Genomic DNA, 15,476 nt, shown 5'->3' on the forward strand with positions numbered 1-15,476 from the left:
GGCTGTGTCTACGAGACAGGGGCTGGAGCGGGGCCACCGGACGCTCGCCCGGGGCCGCGCCGACCAGCGCGTGCACGAGCACCTCGCCCTCCGGGGTGAGCCGCGCGGCGCCCGTGCGTACCTCGGCGCCCCGGGCGACGGCGGCGTTGAGCAGCGCGTCACGTACGGAACAGCCGTCCACGCGGGCCGCGCCCGGCACCAGGAGCGCGCTGAGCGTGTCCGACAGCGGCGGGAACAGCTCGGCCGGGGCCGCCACGTCGGTGATGTCGCCCATCTCCGGCGCGTCGGGATATCGGCGATGCAGCAGGGCGCGCACCGGCTCCAGGTCCGCCGGGTCCTCCGCCACCAGCAGCGCGCCCACCTTGGCGTAGCCGATGTCCTCGCCCAGCGTCTCCACCAGGTCCGGGTAGTGACGGGCGCCCTCGCGGGTGAGCCGGTACCAGTCGTCGTCCTCGGGATGGTCCACCCACGGGCACACGATGCCCGCCCCCGCCTGCGTCGCCTCGCCCTGGTACCCGCCGTCCACCACCGTCACGTCCGCGCCCCGGCCGGTCAGGTAGTAGGCCGCGCCGGCTCCGACGATGCCGCTTCCGATCACCACAACACGCATGAGCTCAATGATCGCAGCCCGGGTGACCTGGGCCGATGGCCGGGGCCGCCCCCTTGCCGCCCGCGCGCCCTCGTTCTCCTGAGGAAGCGCTGGTTTCCGCCCGTGAACGACATTCTTCGGCCTGTGGCGGCAAGGCGTGTCACCGTCCGCCTATGGCGTCCCAGCCACCTCCCCGTTTGGCGCCACGGCAGGTGAGGGGAGGCGGCGGTCTGGGGAAAAGGCAGCACATGGACCTCTCCGTCACGAAGATCGACCTGCCCTGTCCCGTCCGGGCCGCCGCGTCTGACGGGACCACCGTGTGGTGCGCGGGGACCGACGGAGTGCATGCCTACACGACGTCCGGTACGCCGCTGCCCCGGTCGGTGGCCGGCGATGAGAGCAGGTCACGCACGCCGGAGTTGCGGTGCCTGGCGGCGGTGCCGGGGACGGTGACGGGTACGGCAGGGGTGCCGGGTACGTTGCCGGAGACCGTGATGGTGCCCAGGACGTTCGCGGGCACGCCCGCATCCGAGGGCTCGCTGCAGGGGACGCTGGTCGGGACCGCAGCGGGCCGGGTGTATTGGCTCGACCCCGACGGCACGCCGCAGGCCAGCGCGCGCTTCGACGGCCGGGTGCGCGCCGGCGGCGGAGAGATCTGGGCCGTCGCAGGCGACCAGGCACGCAGGCTGACCGGGCCGGGCCGATTAGCCGAGCCGGTGGAGTTACCCGGCCTGGACATGTGCGCCGTGGAGGGGGAGCGGCTGTGGTGGACCTCGACGAGGGACACCCTGCTGCGGGGCGGCCCCAGGGAAATCGACCTGGGGCGGCGCGAGCGCGGCGCCATGACCGTGTGCGCCGGCTCCTTGTGGATCAGTGTGCGGGACGGGCTGCTGCGCGTCTCGGCCTGGTCGGGCGAGCCGAGACGGCTCGTGGCAGCGCCGGACGGGCCGGTGCCGTTCCTCGTCTGTGCGAACGGGGTCCTGGCGGGCGGCGGACGTGACCTGTTCGCGCTGGCCCCGGCCGCCGGCGCCGCGCTGCGCGTGGTCAAGCTCGGTCTGTGGCCGCCACTCGCGCTGATGATCGCGGCGGGCAAGCATGTCTGGGCCTTCCCCGCCGGCCGCGCCCAGGCCCTGATCGTCCCGGTGTCGTGATCAAGCGCGGCGGGGCCACGATGGCGATCCTGGTAGAGCTACAACTGACGCAGCACCTGCATGGCATTCCTCTCGATGCGCGAAAGATCGTGGAGAATGACGCTGGCCTGCTCGAGGTGCCCCACGTCGCCGCTCTCCCCAGCCTTCGTGATCAAGCTGGCCACGTCCGTCCACAGGGTCGCGGCCTCGGCGTACAGCGTGTGGCCGGCGCGGAGGTCGCTGTCGTCGATCAACTGGACGCATTCGCCGAGGAAGTCGCGATAGAGGGCACGGAACAAGGCGCCGCCGGTGCCCGCTCTCTCCATGAGGAGGGCGGCCTGCGGTAGGTCTTGCTGCGGGTCGCCGGTGCGCAGCAGCCATTTCGGCACCTGTTCGGCGGCCTTCTCGATGCCGCGGTGGCCCAGATTCGCGATGGGAGCGGCGAGAAAGGCGTCGGCGCAGTCCCTGATGGCGGGGATGATCTGGTCCTGCCAGCACGGTGAGTGCTCCGGCAGGGTGATGGTGAAGGATCGGTTCCTGGCGGTCATCGGGCCGCGTTCGGCCCGCGCCATGGCCAAGCTGACCCTGCTGGTGCGCACCGCTCCTCCCTGCTGGTCGGTGTCCACCAGGTAGACGTCGTGTTCGTCATAGCCGTACATGGCGACGACATGGCCGCCGAAGTGCACCTTGGACCGGAAGTACTCCAGGTGATGGCAGTCGAGTTGAAGGCCGACCGGCCGACCGGCATCGATAGGGGTGGCCACGTTCTCCCACGCCTTGCGCGGTGACGTGGTCTCCTCGACCAGCAAGGTCAGCCCCAGCCTGGCAGTCAGGTTCCTGGTGAGGTCGAAAGGCTTGACGCGGCCTCCGAGGAAGGGGAACGCCATGCTCTTGCTGTCCCAATAGATGAAGGACAGACCCGAGCCCAGCCCGAACAGCATGGGCTCGGACAGGTCAAGACCCTCATGCCGCAACAGCACCCCCAGCGCCGTCGTCTCGCAGTGGTGCATGCCGCGAGCCTCGATGTCCTTCACGATCGTCATACGTCCCTCTCCTCCTCGGCAACCGGGCGATCAGCGTGTACGCAGCCACCAGCTACCAGGATCGTCAGGAGCAGCATGAGGCCTCCCACAGGGGGAGAGTCCAGCCGCGTGATCCCCCTGCCGGGGGTCGGCTCGGCGCGTGCCGGCTCCCAGCCGGAGCCCGCACTCCAGGGGGAGCCTTCACGCCCTGGCTACCGGCCGGCGCCCCAGCCGTGCGCCTTCATGAGCCGGGCCGCGACCCGGGCGAAGCGGTCGGCGTCGAGCACCGCGCCCTCCCGCCTGATGTCGTCCTCGTCCAGCACGAACACCCGGTCCAGCCGAACGTAGGAGACCCGGCCGTCCCGCCCCCACGCGCCGACCGGCAGCCACTCGGGCCCGTCGTCGCCCTTGCTCGACAACATCATGCCCAGCAGCCTCCGCCCGGTACGGCCCACGACCAGCAGGGGCCGGTCCTTGCCCCGGGACGGGTCCTCCTCGTACGGCACCCACGCCCAGACGATCTCCCCAGGATCGGCCAGGCCGTCGAGGTCGGGGGAGTAAGCCAGGGTGGCGGGGCCGTTGAGCACGTGGATCTCGCGTACCGCACCCCGGGCGGGCCGGGGGTCCTCACCTAGATCGCGCATTGGGGGAGCTTACGGCGGCGGCCCGGCGAAATCCAGCGGTCGAAATCCGGTGAAGCCGCTCGCCGACTAGAGGGCGGAGAAGAACGTCCTGATGTCGTCCACCAGCAGCTCGGGGGCCTGCAACGCGGCATAGTGGCCGCCGGTGGCGAACTCCGACCGTGCCTGCCGGGCGCGCAATGGGAGTAGCCCGTCCGGGTCGGCGGTGACCGAGTACGCCTGCATGACCTTTCCTTTCCACTCAAGGCCGTCGCATTGAGTGATCGATAGGCTACAGCGCTCGACTCCTGCCGGATAGAACATGTGAGCGATACCTGGAGCGCCAGCCCAAGCACATCCGCGCCATGAGCGAGGCGGGCCCTGTGGCCGCAGCAGCACGCCTCAGCCGGTCTTATGGGTGGGGCTGGATCCATGCCGCAGTTATGGAGGCTGCTCTCCTCTAGAATCTGATTCTGTGTCGTCAGCGTTCTTCACGCCCAAGCGGGGCGAGCTCGTGCCCGCGCCGCACGCGCGCGGCCCCTGGTCGCCTGACATGCTCCACGGCCGCCTGCTGGGCGGGCTCGCCGCCCGCGCCCTCGAGGAGCGGTACGCCCAGCCCGGCCTGCACGTCGCCCGGCTGACCGTCGACCTGTTCCGCAACAGCCCGCTGCTGCCCGTCACGGTGGAGACCACCCTGGTCAGGGACGGGCGCCGGATCAGGGTCGCCGACGCGATCATCTCCACCGACCAGGGCGTGATCGGCCGGGCCAGTGCCGTGCTGCTGCGGGAGGGCGAGCAGCCCGCCGGCGGGCAGACCCTCGTCACGCCCGTGTGGGACGAGCCCGCGCCCGACGGCCCGCCGGTCCAGGGGGAGGGCTGGCGGCCGCCGTTCGACCTGTGGTGGACGACCGGCCGCGGAACATCCGGGCCCGGGCGGGTGTGGGTGCGGGAGACGCACCCGCTGGTGACGGACGAGCCGGTGACGCCGCTCGTCCGCGTGGCGCTGGCCGCCGACTTCGCCAGCCCGCTCAGCAACATGGGCGCGGAGGGGCGGCTGGGGTTCATCAACGCGGACTACACGCTGACGCTCGCCCGGCTCCCGGCGGGCGAGCTCATCGGGCTCGAGGCCACCGGTCACCTGAGCGGATCCGGCGTCGCGACCGGCCAGGTCACCCTGCACGACACCGAGGGGCCGATCGGCTTCTGCACGGTGACGGCGGTGGCGAACGCCGTCGGCCTCGGCGGCCGCTGACCCTCCCACCACCGAACTCCGCCGCTGGATCACTGAACCGCCGCCGCCTTTCCCGCGTACGCACAGGCAGAGGCACAAGATGATCCAAGGCAGGAGAGCATGACGCGGTCCGCCCCCATACTCACGCTCCTGATGGGCATGGTGACCACGGTTGCCTTGGCAGTGCTCAGCATCGCCATGGCGCCCGCACCACGGCCTGTCGCCGACGGCACGACCACAGCAGCCACGAGGGAGGACCCCGCGGCGGGAGGGCGAACCCCCGCACCACAGGCGCCGGCTGAGGAGCCGAGCGAGATACCCGCGGCCAAGGCCGACTACGCGGGAAGGGTTCAAGGCAGTCGCGGGCTCTTCGCGATCTCCGTCCGCGGCGACAAGGCGATCGCCTACTTCTGCGACGGCAAGACCGAAGCCTGGTTCCAGGGCACCGCTTCTGACGGAGAGCTCCTGCTGGAAGGCTTCGGCGGCGCCGGCGTGGTCGCGGAGGTCGCCGGCTTCAAGGTCACCGGCGAGGTGCAGATCGGCGCGCAGCGCTGGGAGTTCACCGCGCCGACAGTGCGCAGACCGTCCGGCCTCTACCGGGCGACCGCGCTGGTCAGGGGCGCGAAACTGGTGGCCGGGTGGATCTACCTGCCCGACGGGAGGAGGGTCGGCGCGGTGACCCTGGACGGCAACCTGATCACCGCGGAGGTCCCCGAGCCGGGAGAGCCCACGGTGATCAAAGGCAAGAGGATCGATCCCCAGGACGTCGACGAATTCATCGGAGCCCTCTGATGGACAGCACGCAGGCCATCCGGCCGAGCAGCCTCCTGCTGCTCCTCCCGCTCGCCTGGGGCGCGCTCGTCGCGGTCACCATCGGCGTCTACGGCGGGATGCACCAGCCCACCGGACACGCCGTCAGCATCGCCGGCTTCTCCGGCCCGATGCCGATGAAGGCCTGGATGACCACGGGGGCGCTCGTCCTCGCCCTGATCCAGATCTTCTCCGCACTGGTGATGTGGGGCCGGATCCCGCTGAACATGCCCCGGATCGACGTCCTGCACCGCTGGTCGGGCCGGCTGGCGTTCCTGCTGACGCTGCCGGTCGCCTTCCACTGCCTGTACGCCCTGGGCTCGCGCTACGACAGCCCGCGAGTGATGATCCACTCCATCGTGGGCTGCTTCTTCTACGGGATCTTCACCACCAAGATGCTGGCGCTGCCGCGGCGGGGTATTCCCTCCTGGGCCTTCGCCGTCCTCGGCGGGCTGGCCTTCACCGCGCTGGTCGTCCTCTGGCTGACCTCGTCGCTCTGGTTCCTCACGACCTTCGGCGTGAAGTTCTGAACAGTGCGGCCCGCTCCGCCGGAGCGGGCCGCACGATGAGCTAGGCGGAGTGTTCCGCGCGGTCGCCCGACCAGTCGGTGTGGAAGGCGCCCTCCTTGTCCACCCGGTGGTAGGTGTGGGCGCCGAAGTAGTCACGCAGGCCCTGCACCAGCGCCGCCGGCAGCCGGTCGCGCCGCAGCCCGTCGTAGTACGCCAGCGCCGAGGAGAACCCCGGCGTGGGCACGCCGATCTGCACCGCCGTCGTAACCACCCGCCGCCACGCCTCCTGCGCCGTGTCCAGGACCGCCGCGAAGGTCGGGTCGGCCAGCAGCGTCGGCAGGCTCGGGTCGGCGTCGTACGCGGCCCGGATCCGGTCCAGGAACTTCGCCCTGATGATGCACCCGCCCCGCCAGATGGTGGCCATGGCGCCCAGGTCCAGATCCCAGCCGTACTCCTTGGACGCTGCCGCCATCTGGTCGAAGCCCTGCGCGTACGCGACGATCTTGGACGCGTACAGCGCCTGCCGCACGTCCTCGATCAGCTCCCGGCCGCCGACACCGGACAACTTCGGCCCCCGCAGGGCCGCCGCGGCGGCCCGCTGCTCCGGATGGCCGGACAGCGCCCGCGCGAACGTCGCCTCCGCGATCCCCGTCACGGGAACCCCCAGGTCGAGCGCGCTCTGCACGGTCCAGCGGCCGGTGCCCTTCTGCTCGGCCTGGTCCACCACGATGTCCACGAACGGCTTGCCGGTCTCCGCGTCCACCTGGTCGAGCACCTCGGCGGTGATCTCGATCAGGTAGGAGTCCAGGTCGCCGCGGTTCCACTCCCTGAACACCTCGGCCAGCTCGGCCGGCGTCGCGCCCAGGGCCTGGCGCAGCAGGTCGTAGGACTCGGCGATGAGCTGCATGTCCGAGTACTCGATGCCGTTGTGCACCATCTTCACGAAGTGCCCGGCGCCGTCCGGGCCGACGTGCACCGAGCACGGCACCCCTTCCACCTTGGCCGCGATGTCCTGCAGGATCGGCCCGAGCGCCTCCCAGGACTCCTTCGAGCCGCCGGGCATGATGCTCGGCCCGTTGAGCGCGCCCTCCTCGCCGCCGGAGATGCCGGTGCCGACGAAGTGGATGCCGCGTTCGCGCAGCGCGGCCTCGCGCCGCCGGGTGTCGTCGAAGTGCGCGTTGCCGCCGTCGACGATCATGTCGCCGGGCTCCATGAGGTCGGCGAGCTGGTCGATCACCGCGTCGGTGCCCGCACCCGCCTTGACCATGATGATCGCCCGCCGCGGCCGCTTCAGCGAGGCGACGAAGGCGGCGAGGTCCTCGGACGGCACGAACGTGCCCTCCCCGCCGAACTCCTTGACCAGCTGCTGGGTACGGCCGTACGTCCGGTTGTGCACGGCCACCGCGTACCCGTGCCGGGCGAGGTTGCGTGCCAGGTTGCGCCCCATGGTGGCCAGGCCGGTGACGCCGATGTCTGCCAAGTCCATTCTCAAAGCTCCTCTATGGGGAATACGCATGATCCAGCCCCGGAGTTCGGGGGGATATTCCGTCTCAGTCGAACCGCACGCCGAGTTCGTCGAGCCTGGCCAGCATGTCCGCCGGATCGGCGTACACCCTGAAGGCCCCGGCGCGTTCCAGCTCGTCCCTCCCATACCCTCCGGACAGCAGCCCGATGCCGAGCGCGCCGGCCCGGCGAGCGGCGAGCAGGTCCCAGACGCTGTCGCCCACCACCATGGCATGCGCGGGATCCACGCGCACCAGGGCCGCACCCGCGAGGAACAGGTCGGGGTCCGGCTTGGCCCGGCGCACCAGGTCGCGGGTGACCATCGGGGTGTCCTCCGGCAGCCCGAGCATGCCGAGCGCCAGGCGGGCCGTGCGGGCGTACCCGCTGGTCGCGATCGCCCACGGCACGCCGCGCACGGTGAGCTCGGACAGCAGCTCGGCCGCGCCGGGCAGCGGCTTGACGGAGTGGACCTGCTGCTCGTACGCCTCCATGTGCGTGGTCTGCAGCTGCTCGATCTGCTCCCGCGACAGCTTCAGCCCGGTCTCCCGCAACAACGCGCTGACGAACAGTCCGCCGCTCATGCCGATGCGCCGGTGGATCCGCCACACCGACAGGTCGATCCCCATGCTCGAAAGAGCCTGCCGCCAGGCGATGACGTGCTGGTAGACGCTGTCGATCAGGGTCCCGTCGAGGTCGAAGAGGAAGGCCGGCGTCGGAGCCTGCGGGAAGTCACTCATATGGTCCATGACACCATGAGAGCCATGCGGATCATCATCGCGGGCGGACACGGGAAGATCGCGCTGCGCCTGGCGGAGCGCCTGAGATCGGGTGCGGTGGGCCTGGTGCGCAACCCGGCCCACGTCGCCGACGTCGAGGCCACCGGGGCCGAGGCCGTGGTCTGCGACCTGGAGAAGGCGAGCGTCGACGAGGTGGCGGAGATCGTGCGCGGGGCGGACGCCGTGGTGTTCGCCGCGGGCGCGGGACCCGGCAGCGGCGCGGCACGCAAGGACACCGTGGATCGCGCCGCGTCCGTGCTGCTCGCCGACGCCGCGGAGCGGGCAGGGGTGGGGCGGTTCATCCAGATCTCGTCCATGGGCGCGGGCAAGCCGCCGGCGCCGGACCGGGACGAGGTGTGGGCCGCGTACATCGACGCCAAGACCGCCGCCGAGGAGGACCTGCGCCGCCGCGACGGCCTGGCCTGGACGATCCTCCGCCCCGGCCGCCTCACCGACGAGCCCGGCACGGGCCTGGTCCTGCTGGCCCCCGAGGTGCCGCCGGGACCGGTGCCCCGCGACGACGTGGCCGAGGTCATCGTCGCGCTCCTCAACAGTCCCGGCACCGCCGGCCGGACTCTGGAGCTGGTCTCCGGCGAGACGCCCATCCGCAGCCTCGCTGGGCGAGAATGACGCCGCGACAGCCCGCGCCGCCTCGGCACGGACGGGATCGACGTCAGCCAGGCCACCGGTCCGACCCCGACCCCGACTCCGCCCCTGACATCGAGGAGACCCTCGGCGCGCTCACCGGCCTCGTCCGCCAGGGCAAGGTCCGCTACGTCGGCAGCTCCACCACCCCGGCCCACCAGATCGTCGAGGCCCCAGTGGGCTGATCGAATTGTCGATCGCGTTCACGATCAGGCATCGGGCGGTGACCTCGGCCATCATCGGGCCGCGCATCATGGAGCACCTGGAGAGCCGGCCCCTGACCGGATGCTTGCCGATTGCTGACTATCGCTGGCGGCATGGGCGGCTAGGTGTTCCCTGGAGCGTATAAGGGGGCGTCCGATGGCGGACATGCCGTTCAGGTCGTTTTTCGGGGGAGACCCGTTCAGAGGGTTCGAGGAGCTCACCGGCCGGGTGTTCGGCGGGATGGAGAGCTGGCCGCCGACCCAGCCCAGCGTGCAACGGGTGGACGTGGGCAAGCTGCTGAGCGCCTCGGCCAGAGAGGTGGGCGGCAGGGTCACGGTCGACGTGGCGAACGACCAGCTCCAGCTCAGGGCGTACAACCCCGAACCGGCCACCTGACCGGGACACTTCCGGCGCGACCGCCGCCCTGAGGGCCCGCAAGCTCCGGGGGCGGCGGGCCAGGTCTGTGGCCATGCTCGCCGGCGCACCCGTGCGCCACCCGCGTAGAGGCGTGAAAGGATCGTGGTGGGTGCGCGGGACGGGAAGCGGTGATGGGGCTGGACGTCCAGGAATATCTGGGTGTGCTTTCTGAAGTGTCCACGGCCATGACCAGCAGCCTGGACGCCGACACCGCGCTGCGGAGGCTGTCCAGGATCCTCGTGCCCAGGCTGGCTGACTGGTGCGCCGTCGATCTGGTCGAGGGGGAGACCATCCGGCGGGTGAGCGTGGCGGTGAGCGGCACGCAAGCGCGGTTCGCCGACCTGCCCGGCCAGGTCGGGCCGCTGCCTCCGGAGACGGAGAGCCTTTTCCTGCGGGTCCTGCGCACCTCGGGTCCGCTGCTGATCCCCGCTGCCCTGGCGGGACCGGCCGAGGGCGAATGGGGGGAGGTTCGCCTGCGACTGCGTCGTCTGCTGGCCGCCGACTCCGCGATCGTGGCCCCGCTGCGGGTCCGCGGCAACGCGCTCGGCGCGCTGACCCTGGCTCGCCTCGGACCAGAAGCCCCCCTGACCGCCGCGGACCTGCCTTTCGTGCAGGATCTGGCCCATTGCGCCGCCCTCGCCGTCGACAACACCCGCTTGTACGGTCTTCAGCACGAAATGGCGTCCCGGCTCCAGCACTCCCTCCTGCCGGGGCTTCCCGATATCAGCCCGCTTCGTCTGGCGGCCGGCTACCTACCCGCCCGCGAATCCTCACAGGTGGGCGGCGACTGGTACGACGCGTTCCGGCTCTCCAACGGTGCTCCCGCCCTCGTGATCGGCGACGTCGAGGGCCACGACATCACCGCCGCGACCCAGATGAGCGAGGTCCGCAACATGCTCCGGGCCCTGGCCTTCGACGGGCGTGAGGAGCCGAGCCAGGTGCTGTCCCGCCTGGACTCGGTGCTTGATGGGCTGGGGGCAAGCTTCCTGACCACCATGGTGCTGGCCCATGTGGAAGGCCCGCCGACCGGCCCTTGGCGGTTGCGCTGGGCCAACGCCGGTCACCCCGCACCCCTGCTGATCACCCATGATGGTGGCACCCGGTTCCTGGAAGCGGGGCGTGCGCCGCTGCTCGGCATCGATCCCGCTCTGTCCCGCGCCGACGCGGTCGAGGCGCTGGAGCCCCGCTCGACGGTTCTGTTCTACACCGACGGGCTGATCGAACGCCGCACCGAGCCGCTGGACCGGGGCATGACCAGACTGCGCAGGCAGGCCGGCGCGCTGGCCGGCGCGGATGTGCAGACGATCTGCGATGAACTGATCGCGACCGTCAACACGGCCAACGAGGACGACATCGCGCTGCTGGCCGTCCAGCTGCCGGACGGCGAACACGAAACCCCCCCACCTCCCCACGGGCGCCGCGGGCGGGCAGGCGTCGTCGGGACGAGCCACGACTTCGTGCCGTACGTCCAGCGGCGACCCGATGACCGAGAACCCGGCCCAGGGCCTGCCAACCGTCGTCACCCAGGCTGACGAGCCGACCTGTTGTCATGGGTCTTCTTCGGGGGCTGACGTCGCGTTCCGTGCCGACGCGGGTGGGGCGCCCGCCCGATCCCGTCGACGGGGTCGACGGCATCGGAACACCGGACCTGATCCTCGAATGTCCAGCAGGGAGACGACTGATCAGAGAGCCCTGTCAGCAGGGGTGATGAACCAGCACGACTAACCCTGTGCGGTGGACCGGAGACGTGTGCTAGACTGATAGTAGTTGTAGTTGTGGTACCCATAAAGACTTTGTGCGCGCCTGACAGACGATGATCTTCGGGCGCGTTTTTGTTTTCCGGTCATCTCCGGATGGGCTCATCGCGGCGACACGGCAATTCGCGCAGTGCGAATTGCGTTCCTGCACACATCTCGAGGAGATCGACATGGCATCCGGAACCGTGAAGTGGTTCAACGCCGAAAAGGGCTTCGGCTTCATCGCGCAGGACGACGGCGGCGCCGACGTCTTCGCGCACTACTCCAACATCGTCGCCAACGGCGGCTACCGCGAGCTGCACGAGGGCCAGAAGGTGGCCTTCGACGTCGTCCAAGGCCAGAAGGGCCTGCAGGCGGAGAACATCGTCGCCGCCTGACCTGGCAGAAGTCCTGGATCGGGGGCCCGCAGCGCTGCGGGCCCTCGACCCATGCCGTCCTCGGCACCTGCATTCGAGCGAAGGCCGGGGCAGCTGGACCGCATGCCCGTCCGCAGTTTCTTCGAGCGGTCGATTTATTGGCCGGTAGGGCGCATACTGACACTAATGAGACCTCACGCCGCGGCCCGGCGAAGCCTGCCAAGTAGTCCCTTCTACGTTGCCGAGCCCCCTCCAGCGCCGCCTATTGAGCAGTTCACCGTGCGAGACCAGGTCAGCCACGACAAATACGGCCTCGGCCGGGTCATCGCAGTCGAGCAGAACGTCGCCGTTCTCGTAGATTTCGGTGCGGAGACGCGTCGCATCAACGCGCCGTACGTCAAGCTCGTCAAGCTGTGACGGTGACCGCGCTCGTCGCGGGAGTGGGACGCTCCGAGCGCCCCTGCGCGGTGGCGGTCAAGCCGCCACCCGCAGACTCCGGTCCAGGCCGGTGAGACGCAGGAGCCGAGACATGTACGGGCGGGGCGCCGTCAGCGCCAGGGTGATGCCTTGCGCGCGAGCGCGGCGCTGGATGCCGATCAGCACGGCCAGTCCGCCGGCATCGCAGAAGGTCACCTGTGACAAGTCGAGGATGAGCAGGCTGCTGCTGTGGTCCAACTCGTTCAGGAGCTGCCGGCGGAGCGCCGCACTGGTGAAGAGGTTGATCTCGCCGCTGAGGTGAATCGTCGTGGGGGCCGATGCCCCCGTCCCGCCGGGCGGGCGGGTGTCGATGGTCATGCAGGTCTCCCATCGGAGCAATGAGGAATGAGACGCCTGCCGGCCGGAGATCGGTCCGCCGCGTTGGAAGGCGGTACCGCTCGATCCAGCCGGCAGGCTGCACGTGGTCTCGCTCGTACCCGCGAGCTGGTCGACGGGGAAATGGACCTGTGATTCAGCGGCGAGAGGCGAGTGGGGACGGTTGGCGTCATCTGTGCCTGTCCAGGCCCTGCGAAGGGCCCAAAACCATGGATCGCCGCGGGCGACGCCGACCTGAATGTCAACGCACGAAAGGTCCTCGGTATTCTGAGTATACCTCATATCCGAGAGCCATGTTCGGAAATTCGCCAATTTCAGCGCTATTTCGCCGGAGTGCTTTCCGCAAAACCACACAATGAGCTGCGCGCAGCCGTTGTGTGGTGGTCGTGAGGCGCCGGTTGGGAGATCAACGACGGCCTCTCCGGCCCCGCCATCCGGCCGGCCCACGAGGCGATCGAGCCTGCGGACTTGATCGACCGCTCTCCCGTCACACGCCTGGCCGACGTCCTGGGGGCGGGCGGAGTGGTTCGGGGGCGGTCGTCAGGTTTTCGGCCATCGGGTTTCCGGTAGTGGCCGCGGCGATTCACTTCGGGAATTGGCGAATTCCAGAACCGGCGGGTAAACTAAAAATACCGAGGACATTTCGTGCGTTGGCACCAGGTCGGCGTCGCCCGCGGCGATAGAAGATAGCCGGCCTTTCAGGCCGGGCGAGTCAGGCTGTAATGACGCCGACACTTCTTTCCTCTCTCCAGTCGCTGAGCCATGTCGCGTCCGGGCTTCCCGCCATCGATTCGGCACTCCGGCTCTCGCTGAGTCCCGTCCTGAACCGGCATGTGACCGTGGATGGAGCGCCAAGTGCGGGTCGGCTCGCTCAGCCAGGCCGATCCCCGCGTGGTGACGTTGAGCTTCGCCCGTGCCGAGCCGATCGTCTTGCTGGTGATTCCGCCAGGCACCGCTGGCGGCCGCGTCATTCCACATCCGGCTTTTCCGATCGGAGACTTCTCATGACCGTCATCGACACATCGCCTCTAGGCGTGATGGGGCCTTCGGCTCCCACCGTTGTTCGCCTGTCCGGCGAGATCGACATCTTCACCAGCGAGGCATTGCGCCGGCAACTGCTCGGCACGCTGCACTACAGCACCAGCCTGCTCATCCTCGACCTCTCGGAGGTGTCGTTCTGTGACGCCGCCGGGCTTGCCGTCATGATCGGGGTCCAGCGCCGCGCCCGGGTTCTGGGCATCAGGGTCGCCTTGGCCGCCCCGCGTCCGTTCCTGTCCCGGTTGCTGCACATCAGCGGCCTGGACCGCTGCCTGCCGATGGTGGCGTGAGCCGACGCCCACCAAGCTCGGCAGGAGGCCTGACCGTCCCACCGCGCATCATGCGGAGGTGGCCGGATGGTTCCGCCAGTGTGGCCGCGCGGTAGGGGATTCAGGTGGATAGACACGGGTTTCGAGGTAGTTTGGGGGCACTGGTAGAGAGATATCCAGGCTGCTCCGGACCCCGGCGGTCGCCATCTCCTCCGCGAACGCTCGCGGCGAAACGATGAGGACCGTGATGTCCAAGGCCTGCAGATTCCTTCTCTTTCGTGGTGTTTCCTTCCCCGCCGACGCGACGGCGATGACGTCCCACGCGGTCACCATGGCCGTGAACGGAGGCCGTGCCATCTGGCGTGCGGAGGTGCCGAGACCTTCTCGCTCGGGCGCCGGGCCGGCGCGGACACGGGTGGAGACCAAGATGCGGCCAATCCTGGTGCGCCGGATCCCTCGGCCTGGCCTGCGCTTCGTCACCGGTGACCTGCTGGTGTGACGTGGCCGGCGGCGAGCCGGCCGGCGGGGCGGACGGCGAGATCCGCAGCCGGCCGGTCATGATGTGGGGTTTCGGTCCGGGTGATGCCGCCGTGGTGCGGCGGGATGTGGCCGCTGAGGCCAGGCGCCAGGGATTGACGGGCGGGGGTTGTCACGACTTCGTGCTGGCGGTGTACGAAGGCATGGCCAACGCGGTCCGTCATGGCGGCGGATACGGCCGGGTGCGGCTTTGGAGAGCCGGCGGCCTGTTGTGCTGTGAGATCAGTGACGACGGCCCTGGCATCCCGGCGCGATGCCTGGATCGATCCCGGATGCCGGGACATGAGGGGGTCGGTGGCCGCGGGTTGTGGCTGATCGCTCAGCTCAGCGACAAGGTCAGCGTCGAGACGGGCGAGAAGGGGACCGTGCTCCGGATCGCGAAGATCGCCTCGTAGGCGACTCCTGGCGTTCACGGGGCCGGCGGTTGCCGGTGAACGACCGAGGCGGTGGTGCCGTCGCTGTCAGATGCGTTCCAGGTCGAGCTCCGTGGTACGGGTCACGATGGCATGCGCGAGGTCGGTCAGCTTCAGATTGTGGTGGCGGGCATGCCGGCGTAACACGTTGAACGCCTGGTCCATGGGCAGGGCGTGCCGCTCGCTGACCATGCCTTTGGCCTGCTCGATGATCACTCGGCTGTTCAGCGCGTGCTGTAACTGCTCGGTCAGGATCTGTGCCTCACGGATGGTGCGTTCCTGCAGCAGCCCGATCGTGGCGATGTCGGCCAGAGCCTGGGCCAGCGCCGCGGTTCCGGTGTCCAGCTCGCCGGGGGCCGACCGGAACAGGTTCATCGCGCCGATCGTCTGGCTGCGCAGCCGCATCGGCAGCGCGCTGACCGCGCCGTAGCCGGCCAGACGGGCCTGCCGGGCGAAGCGCGGCCACGCTCGGTCCGCGCCGCCTGCCGCCAGATCGGCGCAGTGCACCGCTTGCCCGGAGGCGAAGCAGTCCAGGCACGGGCCCTCGTGGCTCTGGAACAACTCCAGCACCTGGCTCTGCTCGCTGGAAGCCCCCATCAGCTGCAGCCGGCCCGCCGGATCGGTCATCAGCACGCCGGCGGCGTCCACACCCAGCAGTCTGACGCACCGCTCTGCCAGGGCGTGCATGAAGTCGATGATGTCGAAGCCGGTCACCAAAGTGTCCGCCATCGCGATGAACGCCTGGGCCACCTGGCGTTCCGGGCCTCGAGGCAGAGGGGTCTCCATCGCCGGCACCCTACGCCGCCCGGGCGCGCCGAGTGGACCCGTGCCGGGTCG

General features: G+C 69.9%; 21 protein-coding genes. 13 read left to right on the forward strand and 8 right to left on the reverse strand.

The window, feature by feature from the left end:
- The coding region (locus ETD86_RS19425; RefSeq protein ID WP_138667573.1) for an NAD(P)/FAD-dependent oxidoreductase at window positions 1-610 on the reverse strand (610 nt) is incomplete at its 3' end.
- Between the two features lie 227 nt (window positions 611-837).
- Between ETD86_RS19425 and ETD86_RS19430 the strand changes: the two genes are divergently transcribed.
- Window positions 838-1,740: a hypothetical protein gene (locus ETD86_RS19430; protein WP_138667574.1), complete on the forward strand. Its 903-nt coding sequence runs from the start codon at window positions 838-840 to the stop codon at window positions 1,738-1,740.
- Between the two features lie 38 nt (window positions 1,741-1,778).
- On the opposite strand, the gene ETD86_RS19435 is transcribed toward ETD86_RS19430, so the two are convergent.
- From ETD86_RS19435 to ETD86_RS55240, 3 genes are all read right to left on the reverse strand, one after another.
- Window positions 1,779-2,762: a BtrH N-terminal domain-containing protein gene (locus tag ETD86_RS19435; RefSeq protein WP_138667575.1), complete on the reverse strand. Its 984-nt coding sequence runs from the start codon at window positions 2,760-2,762 to the stop codon at window positions 1,779-1,781.
- A 191-nt stretch (window positions 2,763-2,953) separates the two neighbouring features.
- Window positions 2,954-3,385, reverse strand: coding sequence for a type II toxin-antitoxin system PemK/MazF family toxin (locus ETD86_RS19440; RefSeq protein ID WP_138667576.1), 432 nt, complete (start codon window positions 3,383-3,385; stop codon window positions 2,954-2,956).
- A gap of 66 nt (window positions 3,386-3,451) precedes the next feature.
- Window positions 3,452-3,607, reverse strand: coding sequence for a hypothetical protein (locus tag ETD86_RS55240; RefSeq protein WP_170223161.1), 156 nt, complete (start codon window positions 3,605-3,607; stop codon window positions 3,452-3,454).
- Between the two features lie 229 nt (window positions 3,608-3,836).
- Here ETD86_RS55240 and ETD86_RS19445 point away from each other — a divergent pair, with 229 nt between their 5' ends.
- From ETD86_RS19445 to ETD86_RS19455, 3 genes are all read left to right on the forward strand, one after another.
- Window positions 3,837-4,613 (forward strand): thioesterase family protein, encoded by a 777-nt coding sequence (locus tag ETD86_RS19445; protein ID WP_246148009.1) that lies wholly within the window; start codon window positions 3,837-3,839, stop codon window positions 4,611-4,613.
- Between the two features lie 99 nt (window positions 4,614-4,712).
- Complete coding sequence (locus ETD86_RS19450) at window positions 4,713-5,384, forward strand: hypothetical protein (protein WP_138667577.1); 672 nt, start codon at window positions 4,713-4,715, stop codon at window positions 5,382-5,384.
- Window positions 5,384-5,932, forward strand: coding sequence for a DUF6529 family protein (locus ETD86_RS19455; RefSeq protein ID WP_138667578.1), 549 nt, complete (start codon window positions 5,384-5,386; stop codon window positions 5,930-5,932). The genes ETD86_RS19450 and ETD86_RS19455 overlap by 1 nt, the downstream gene beginning before the upstream one ends.
- Before the next feature lie 40 nt (window positions 5,933-5,972).
- On the opposite strand, the gene gndA is transcribed toward ETD86_RS19455, so the two are convergent.
- Both gndA and ETD86_RS19465 read right to left on the reverse strand, forming a co-directional pair.
- Window positions 5,973-7,397 (reverse strand): NADP-dependent phosphogluconate dehydrogenase, encoded by a 1,425-nt coding sequence (gene gndA, locus ETD86_RS19460; protein ID WP_138667579.1) that lies wholly within the window; start codon window positions 7,395-7,397, stop codon window positions 5,973-5,975.
- A 64-nt stretch (window positions 7,398-7,461) separates the two neighbouring features.
- Entirely contained in the window at window positions 7,462-8,151 is a 690-nt protein-coding gene (locus ETD86_RS19465; RefSeq protein WP_138667616.1) for an HAD family hydrolase, read from the reverse strand.
- Between the two features lie 24 nt (window positions 8,152-8,175).
- Between ETD86_RS19465 and ETD86_RS19470 the strand changes: the two genes are divergently transcribed.
- The 6 genes from ETD86_RS19470 to ETD86_RS58240 all read left to right on the forward strand — a co-directional run bounded on the left by ETD86_RS19470 (window position 8,176) and on the right by ETD86_RS58240 (window position 11,986).
- On the forward strand, window positions 8,176-8,820 hold the full coding sequence (locus ETD86_RS19470) for an SDR family oxidoreductase (RefSeq protein WP_138667580.1): 645 nt from the start codon (window positions 8,176-8,178) through the stop codon (window positions 8,818-8,820).
- Complete coding sequence (locus tag ETD86_RS19475) at window positions 8,817-9,020, forward strand: aldo/keto reductase (RefSeq protein WP_246148010.1); 204 nt, start codon at window positions 8,817-8,819, stop codon at window positions 9,018-9,020. The genes ETD86_RS19470 and ETD86_RS19475 overlap by 4 nt, the downstream gene beginning before the upstream one ends.
- A 175-nt stretch (window positions 9,021-9,195) precedes the next feature.
- On the forward strand, window positions 9,196-9,435 hold the full coding sequence (locus ETD86_RS19480) for a hypothetical protein (RefSeq protein ID WP_138667581.1): 240 nt from the start codon (window positions 9,196-9,198) through the stop codon (window positions 9,433-9,435).
- A gap of 152 nt (window positions 9,436-9,587) precedes the next feature.
- The gene (locus ETD86_RS19485) at window positions 9,588-10,988 is read left to right on the forward strand and encodes a PP2C family protein-serine/threonine phosphatase (protein ID WP_138667582.1); all 1,401 of its coding nucleotides are present in this window, start codon (window positions 9,588-9,590) and stop codon (window positions 10,986-10,988) included.
- 395 nt (window positions 10,989-11,383) lie between these two features.
- On the forward strand, window positions 11,384-11,590 hold the full coding sequence (locus ETD86_RS19490) for a cold-shock protein (protein WP_138667583.1): 207 nt from the start codon (window positions 11,384-11,386) through the stop codon (window positions 11,588-11,590).
- 258 nt (window positions 11,591-11,848) lie between these two features.
- The gene (locus ETD86_RS58240) at window positions 11,849-11,986 is read left to right on the forward strand and encodes a hypothetical protein (protein WP_246148011.1); all 138 of its coding nucleotides are present in this window, start codon (window positions 11,849-11,851) and stop codon (window positions 11,984-11,986) included.
- A 57-nt stretch (window positions 11,987-12,043) separates the two neighbouring features.
- Here ETD86_RS58240 and ETD86_RS19500 read toward each other — a convergent pair whose 3' ends face one another.
- Window positions 12,044-12,364, reverse strand: coding sequence for an STAS domain-containing protein (locus ETD86_RS19500; protein ID WP_138667585.1), 321 nt, complete (start codon window positions 12,362-12,364; stop codon window positions 12,044-12,046).
- Between the two features lie 861 nt (window positions 12,365-13,225).
- On the opposite strand from ETD86_RS19500, the gene ETD86_RS55245 reads away from it, so the two are divergent.
- The 3 genes from ETD86_RS55245 to ETD86_RS19510 all read left to right on the forward strand — a co-directional run bounded on the left by ETD86_RS55245 (window position 13,226) and on the right by ETD86_RS19510 (window position 14,621).
- Window positions 13,226-13,390, forward strand: coding sequence for a hypothetical protein (locus ETD86_RS55245; protein WP_170223162.1), 165 nt, complete (start codon window positions 13,226-13,228; stop codon window positions 13,388-13,390).
- A complete protein-coding gene (locus ETD86_RS19505; RefSeq protein ID WP_138667586.1) occupies window positions 13,387-13,710 on the forward strand; it encodes an STAS domain-containing protein in 324 nt (107 codons plus the stop codon). The genes ETD86_RS55245 and ETD86_RS19505 overlap by 4 nt, the downstream gene beginning before the upstream one ends.
- A 479-nt stretch (window positions 13,711-14,189) precedes the next feature.
- Window positions 14,190-14,621 (forward strand): ATP-binding protein, encoded by a 432-nt coding sequence (locus ETD86_RS19510; protein ID WP_138667587.1) that lies wholly within the window; start codon window positions 14,190-14,192, stop codon window positions 14,619-14,621.
- Window positions 14,622-14,687: 66 nt separating this feature from the next.
- Here the strand turns inward: ETD86_RS19510 and ETD86_RS19515 are convergent, their stop codons facing one another.
- Entirely contained in the window at window positions 14,688-15,425 is a 738-nt protein-coding gene (locus tag ETD86_RS19515) for a GAF and ANTAR domain-containing protein (RefSeq protein WP_138667588.1), read from the reverse strand.
- Window positions 15,426-15,476 lie beyond the last annotated feature (51 nt).

Source organism: Nonomuraea turkmeniaca, from assembly GCF_005889735.1.
Classification (GTDB): domain Bacteria; phylum Actinomycetota; class Actinomycetes; order Streptosporangiales; family Streptosporangiaceae; genus Nonomuraea; species Nonomuraea turkmeniaca.